Genomic DNA, 6,100 nt, shown 5'->3' on the forward strand with positions numbered 1-6,100 from the left:
CGCGGGCCCGGCAGGGCCGCCAGGCCAATTCCGGCGGCCAGGGCCAGGGCCAGGCCGCCTGCGGCCGCTCGCATGCCGCGCCGGGTCACGCCTACGAGTCCAGTCGGGCGGAAATGGGGACGGTACCTTTTTCCGGCTCGACGGAAAAAGGTACCGTCCCCATTTCCGGCCTCGTTCTGTCTACGCATGGTGACGGTCCTTTCCCTCGGCCGAGGCGGAGTCAACGTGGTCGTCAAGGGGGCGGGCGTGCTGGTCCGGGGGCGCGGCGGGCGACACGGGGGCGGGCGGGGGCGGGGCGGTCCAGGCGGCGAAACGGGCGCGGCGGTGGGCGGCCATGCGGGAGCGGCCGCGCAGGACGGCATCGGCGGACGGGTGGTTCACGACTCGCTCGCCTCCCGCCAAGCTGTGACGGGGCGGGCGGACCCGCCTGTCGGCGTGTCAACACCGGGGTGGCGGGCCGGGGCGGGGCCCGCCGGGGCGGCGGCGCGGGCGGCCGCGACCTTGCCCAACTTGGGCCTCTTGCGGCGGGGGCCGCGTTTGCCCAGGAGGGGCGGGAGCACGGTGGCGGCCAGCACCCCGGCGCCCGCAGCCAGCATGACCAGTTGCGCTGCGGTGTTGGCGGCGGGCGCCGGGATGGATTGCGGGCTGGCCGCCGCCATGGCCAGGACCGGGTCGGCCTGGTCCAGAGCCACCACGTCGGCGTCTCCGGACAGGGCCGTCCCGTCCTGTTGGCCTTCGGCGCCGGTCGGCTCGTCCCCGCCGCCGGCGCCGCCCGGCCCGTCAGCGGCGGCGCCATTGCCGCCGCCGTTCCCTCCGCTGCTAGCGCCGGGGCCGCCGGAACCTCCGCCGGACGTGCCAGCCGGGTCGGAGTTGTTCGCGGTCTGCTCCGGTGGGACGTTCTTCGCCCCACCGGTGCCGGCGGTGCATTGGGCAGCCCCCTGGCGGTCGCACTCGGACGGGAAGGGTGCGTTCTTGGCCAGGGCGTTGCCGTTCGGATCGGACGGGTCGAGGGTCGGGTTGTGGCACGCGGCGATCCCCTTGACCGCCGGGTCGCCACCTGGAATCTTCTCAATCTGGGCCTGGCCCGCCAGGACCAGGTTGACGGGCAGCGGCGAATAGCCCAGGGTTTCGGCCTGCTGCTGGCCTTCGCACAGGAAATAGGCCCCGAAGTCCGCCAGGGTCAGCCCTTTGTCTTCAGAGAAACCGGATTCGATCGCGGTCGGCAAAATGATGTACGAGTAGCTGGACAGCGGATAAGCCCGCTTATCCGGGTTGGTGTACACGTCTCGCAGATCCTGGGTCAGGTAATCCGGCGAGGACGCGTCCTCGTTGATGCGCGCGTTCAGAAGCGCCACCGCCACGTTGGAGGCGGTCGGCTCCGCGTAGTAACCCGCCCTGTTCAGCACCTTCGCCACAGGGAAGCCCGCGTTCAGCGCGTACGAGTACTCCACGAACGTGATCGACCCGACCGCGTGGGACTGGGCCACATAACCGGACACGCCGTTCGACCCGGACCGCGACACGAACCCGCTGCCCGGCACCACCGGGTAGTTCGAGGTCACCCCGCAATGACCGTTCACCATTGGCCGGCCCACCTTCCCGCAGTAGGCGTCCCAGATCGCGGTGTGCTCTTGGCGCAGCCAGATGGACACCTGCGCCGTCGCGCCGGACCCGTCCGACCTGACCACCGGCACAATCGGGAGGGAAGGCAACGCCAAAGCCGGATTGTCCGCCTTGATCGCCGGGTCGTCCCACCGGGTGATCACGCCCGTGAAAACCTTCGCGATCACCGCGCCGGAGAGCCTGAGGTTGGTCACCCGCTTCCCCGCGATCTGCAGGTTGTACATGAACGCCGTCCCGCCCGCCACGATCGGCATGTAGGCGAAGCTCCGGTTCGGGCGCGCGTCGCCCTCGTTCGAGTTCGCGATCGCGTACGGGATCTCCGAGACGCCGAAGTCCGCCGTGCCATACGCGAAGTCGTTGCGCCCCTGCGTGGAGCCCGACTCGGTGTAATCGATCTTCCACTGGTAGTTGGCCCACACGTTCTTTATCCACTGCTGCAACGCGTTCGCGGACCACGTTGACCCCGACCCGGTGATCGGCGCGTGCACCCGCCCCACCGCCAGCGCCGGGGTGGCCAGCCCCAGCCCGCCGCCAACCAGGAGCACGATGCCGACCATCGCCACCGCGCAACGCCGCCCGCCCCAGCCCCACGGCCGGCGCGGGGCTGGGTCTGTGGCGCGCTCGACTCCCTTGTTCCCGGAGGCGGCCCGGCCGCCGGCGGCCGGCGCTCCCGCCGGCTGCGCCGTTTTGGGGGACCCTGGGCGGATGGGGGGATTCATCGGGGACCTCCCCTCATGGTGCCGCCGGCGCCGGCCAGCCCGGCCGCGTCGAACTCGGCGTACGCCCTGTAGAGGTCGCGGGTGGCGAACCGTTGCGCGTCCCGCAGGGAGGCGGCCCGCGCCCGGCGCAGACCCCTGGGCGAGAGCAGCCCCGCGCCCTTGCCGCCCAACCAGCGCGCGGCCAGGAACAAGCCGAAAACCATTGCCATCAACACCGCCGCAGCGCCGAAACCGCGGGCGACTTGCGTTGGTTCTGGCGACTTGACCAGCGTGAACGTGGCGAACGGCAAGGACACCATTGGCCCCGAGAAGGGGTTGAAATTGAAATGGGAGGTGTAACCGGCGGTCAGCAGCACGGGAGAGGTTTCGCCAATTCCGCGCGCCGTCCCCAGCACCACCGCCGTCATCAACCCGGACTTGCTGGTCGGCAGAACCACATGCCAGATGGTCCGCCAGTGGCTCGCGCCAGTGGCCAGCGACGCCTCCTTCAACGTGGCCGGCACCAGCCGCAGCACCACATCCGCCGAGCGGATGATTATCGGCAAGATCATGATGGTCACCGCCAGGCTGGCCGCGAAGCCGGACTTGTTCAACCCGAACGCGAGCACATAGGTCGCGTAGATGAACAAACCGCAGATGATGGACGGCAACGCCGTCATGGCCTCCACCACCGTCCGCACCACCCGCGCGAACGGCGAGGGGAACTCCGCCATGAAAACCGCGCAGACCAGCCCCAACGGGATGGAGATCGCCAACGCGAACGTGATCATGATGAGCGTGCCGACCGCGCCGTGCGCCATGCCGCCAAGCGTCAACGGGTCCAGCGGGCCCGCCATCGACATGTCCTCGGTCCAGAAGTTCGCGTGCGTGAACGCGACGGCCCCGCGCGCCAGCGTGAACACCACCACCACGGCCAGCGCCAGCATCAGCACGATCGCCGCCGAATGGATGAACACGCCCGCCACCCGGTCGGTGACGGTGACCCGGCCCTCGTCCAAGGCGATCAGGGCCACGAAGAAGACCAAGAAGGCCAGGTACGCGGTCAACGTGAACGCGAGCGGACCGGCCGCCGGGATCACTTGCGTGAAGAGCCACCCGGTCAGGGCGAGCGCGGCGGCCGCCGCGCCCACAATCCTGAGCACGTCCTCCCGCCTGATCCTGGCCAGGTTGCGGCGGGCCTCCGGCCGTTCCGGCCCGGTGCCGACGGGCTCCTCGGCCAACAGGACGGTGCGCGGGTAAAGCTCCGGCGTTAGCGGCCGCCGCTGCACCGGCCCGGCCGGCCGCGGCGTTGCCGCCGCTGGCGCGATCACCGTGCCGGCCTCGGCCGGCGCGGGCAGCGGCTCGGTCCGGTCGGGTGAGCCGAACCCTCCTGGCGCTTCGTGGGGAGGCGGGGCGGACGGCATCGGCGGATTGGCTGGCCTGGCCGCGGGGCTGGGGATGGTGGTCATCGCGGGGGCCTCAACTCGACTCGCCGGAACGGGAGCGCTGGATGATGATCCCGGCGCCGAAGTTCACCACCATGGTGATCGCGAACAACGCCAGTCCGGCTGCCATCAGGCCGGACAACTCGAAGCCGGACGCCTCGCCGTAACGCAGCGCGATCAGCGAGGAGATCGAATTCGTGCCGGTCGACAAGACCTGCCAGTTGATGACGAACACGGGGGAGATGACCAGGTAGACGGCTATGGTCTCGCCGAGCGCCCGGCCCAGCCCCAGCATGGTGCCGCCAATGATCCCGCCCCGCCCGAACGGGTAGACCACCGAGCGGATCATGCCCCACTTCGACGCCCCCAGCGCCAGCGCTCCCTCGCGTTCGCCGACCGGGGCCTGGGCGAAGACCTCGCGCATGACCGAACAGGCGATGGGCGCCACCATCATCGCGACCACCAACCCGGCCAGGCACGCCGAGGCGGTGAAGACCGTGGGCGTGGCCAGCGGGTCGAGCGGGTCGAATCGGTCCACTTTGAAGATCGGAATCCAGCCGAAATGCGTGCTGATCCACCGCGCCACCGGCAGCAGATGACCCTCAAGCCAAAACATGCCCCACAGTCCGTAAACCACCGATGGGATGGCCGCCATCAGGTCCACCACTCCGACCAGGAAAGACTTGACGCCCTGCGGCGCGTATTCGGAGATGTATGTGGCGGTGCCCAGCGCCAGGGGGAGCGCCACCGTGATCGCGATCAAGGCGATGGCGATGGTGCCGAAAAGGACCGCCGCGATCCCGAACCTGCCCGAATTGGGTTCCCAGTCCTGCTCCGTCCAGAAGCTGGCGCCCGCCGCGCTCATCGCCTGGGCGCCCCTGATCGCCAAGAACAGCCCCACCATGGTCATGATTGCCAGCACCAGCAGCCCCGCGCCGTGCGACCCGTACTTGAACACGCGGTCCGCCGCGCCCGTCACAGTCTTGATGCGGCGCGGCCTGTCTTGCTGGTCTGGTAGCTCTTGCTGGCCGTGTTGGGCTGGGTCGGCTCGCGCGGGCGCCGGAGACCCTGCCTGAACCGCGCCCGCAGGGGCCGCGCTGTCCGCCTCCGGTGTGAAGGAGGCGGCGTTTGCCCAGGCAGGCTGCGCTCTTAGCACGCTGTTGGCCATTGACACCCTTAGGAGCGAATAAGGTTTGCGATTTGGCGGCCGCGCTCGCGTCAAGTCTCACGCGACTGGCCGGGGCCCCCGATCCCGCCTAAGAGCGTTGCAGGCGAGGGTGAACGGACGGAGAACTCCAGGGGACGGCACGGCCAACAGTGTCGCAATTCTCGGGTTCGAGCGCGGCGCGGCGGCGGCCGTTGTGACAGGAGTGGCGGCGGGGGCAGGAGTGGCTGGCGTGGCGTCGCCGGCGTGCGGAGGCCTGGGCGGGATTGACCTCAAACCGCCCCCGGCCCGCGTGTTCTTGGCTTGCTTCGGGGAGTTCCGGACAGGGCCCGTTACGCGGCCCGACCCAGCCGGTCCGGTGACCTGGGACGATGCCGTGGAGCGGGTTGGCGGCATCGGCGGGGGTTGTCCGTTTCTCCCCGAAGCGGCGGCTTTTGGCTTGCTTTGGGGAGTTCCGGACAGGGGCCCGTACGCGCCCGGACCCGGCCGGTCCGGTGACCTGGGGCGATGCCGTGGAGCGGGTTGGCGGCGTCTGCGGGGGTTGTCCGTTTCTCCCCGAAGCGGCGGGTTTTGGCTTGCTTTGGGGAGTTCCGGACAGGGGCCCGTACGCGCCCGGACCCGGCCGGTCCGGTGACCTGGGACGATGCCGTGGAGCGGGTTGGCGGCGTCTGCGGGGGTTGTCCGTTTCTCCCCGAAGCGGCGGGTTTTGGCTTGCTTCGGGGAGTTCCGGACAGGGGTCCGGTCGGGCGCGGAGCGGTCGGGTCCGCTGACCTGCGCCGATGCCGTGTGGCTGGGTGGCGGCATCGGCGGGGGTTGTCCGTTTCTCCCCGAAGCGGCGGTTTCGGGCACCGCCCCGCCCCGCGTGTCTGCCCTCGCCTCGGGGCGGGGGCGGACAGCGGCGCCCGGTGCCGCCGCCCGGCCCAACGGCATCGTCGCAGGTAAACGCTGCGCCTGTTACCCGGCCGCCCGGATTACCCCTGGGAGTCGGCCGAAGCGGACGTGTCGAGCTTGGCCGCGAGCCGGGTGCCTTTCATGAAGATCACGGCCAGCAGCGACACGACCGAAACCGCCGCGGCGATGAGGAACAACTGCCCCACGGAATCGCCGTAGGAGGAGCGGACGGCCTCGGCGACGGGCTTGGGGAGCTTGGCGAAGTCCAACGACATGGA

The 6,100-nt window shown here is 70.3% G+C and carries 6 protein-coding genes; all 6 read right to left on the bottom strand.

Features of this window, described 5'->3' with window-relative positions:
• Window positions 1-188 (bottom strand): hypothetical protein (locus LBC97_00960; GenBank protein ID MDR2564629.1); only part of this gene is annotated, 188 nt, incomplete at its 3' end.
• Complete coding sequence (locus LBC97_00965) at window positions 181-381, bottom strand: hypothetical protein (protein ID MDR2564630.1); 201 nt, start codon at window positions 379-381, stop codon at window positions 181-183. The genes LBC97_00960 and LBC97_00965, both read right to left, overlap by 8 nt.
• Entirely contained in the window at window positions 378-2,342 is a 1,965-nt protein-coding gene (locus LBC97_00970) for a phosphate ABC transporter substrate-binding protein PstS (GenBank protein MDR2564631.1), read from the bottom strand. Before LBC97_00970 ends, LBC97_00965 begins: the two co-directional genes overlap by 4 nt.
• Entirely contained in the window at window positions 2,339-3,790 is a 1,452-nt protein-coding gene (pstA, locus tag LBC97_00975) for a phosphate ABC transporter permease PstA (GenBank protein ID MDR2564632.1), read from the bottom strand. Before pstA ends, LBC97_00970 begins: the two co-directional genes overlap by 4 nt.
• 10 nt (window positions 3,791-3,800) lie before the next feature.
• Entirely contained in the window at window positions 3,801-4,934 is a 1,134-nt protein-coding gene (gene pstC / locus LBC97_00980) for a phosphate ABC transporter permease subunit PstC (GenBank protein MDR2564633.1), read from the bottom strand.
• A gap of 968 nt (window positions 4,935-5,902) precedes the next feature.
• Window positions 5,903-6,100: hypothetical protein (locus LBC97_00985; protein MDR2564634.1), on the bottom strand; the 198-nt coding region annotated here is incomplete at its 5' end.

This window comes from Bifidobacteriaceae bacterium, assembly GCA_031281585.1.
Taxonomy (GTDB): domain Bacteria; phylum Actinomycetota; class Actinomycetes; order Actinomycetales; family WQXJ01; genus JAIRTF01.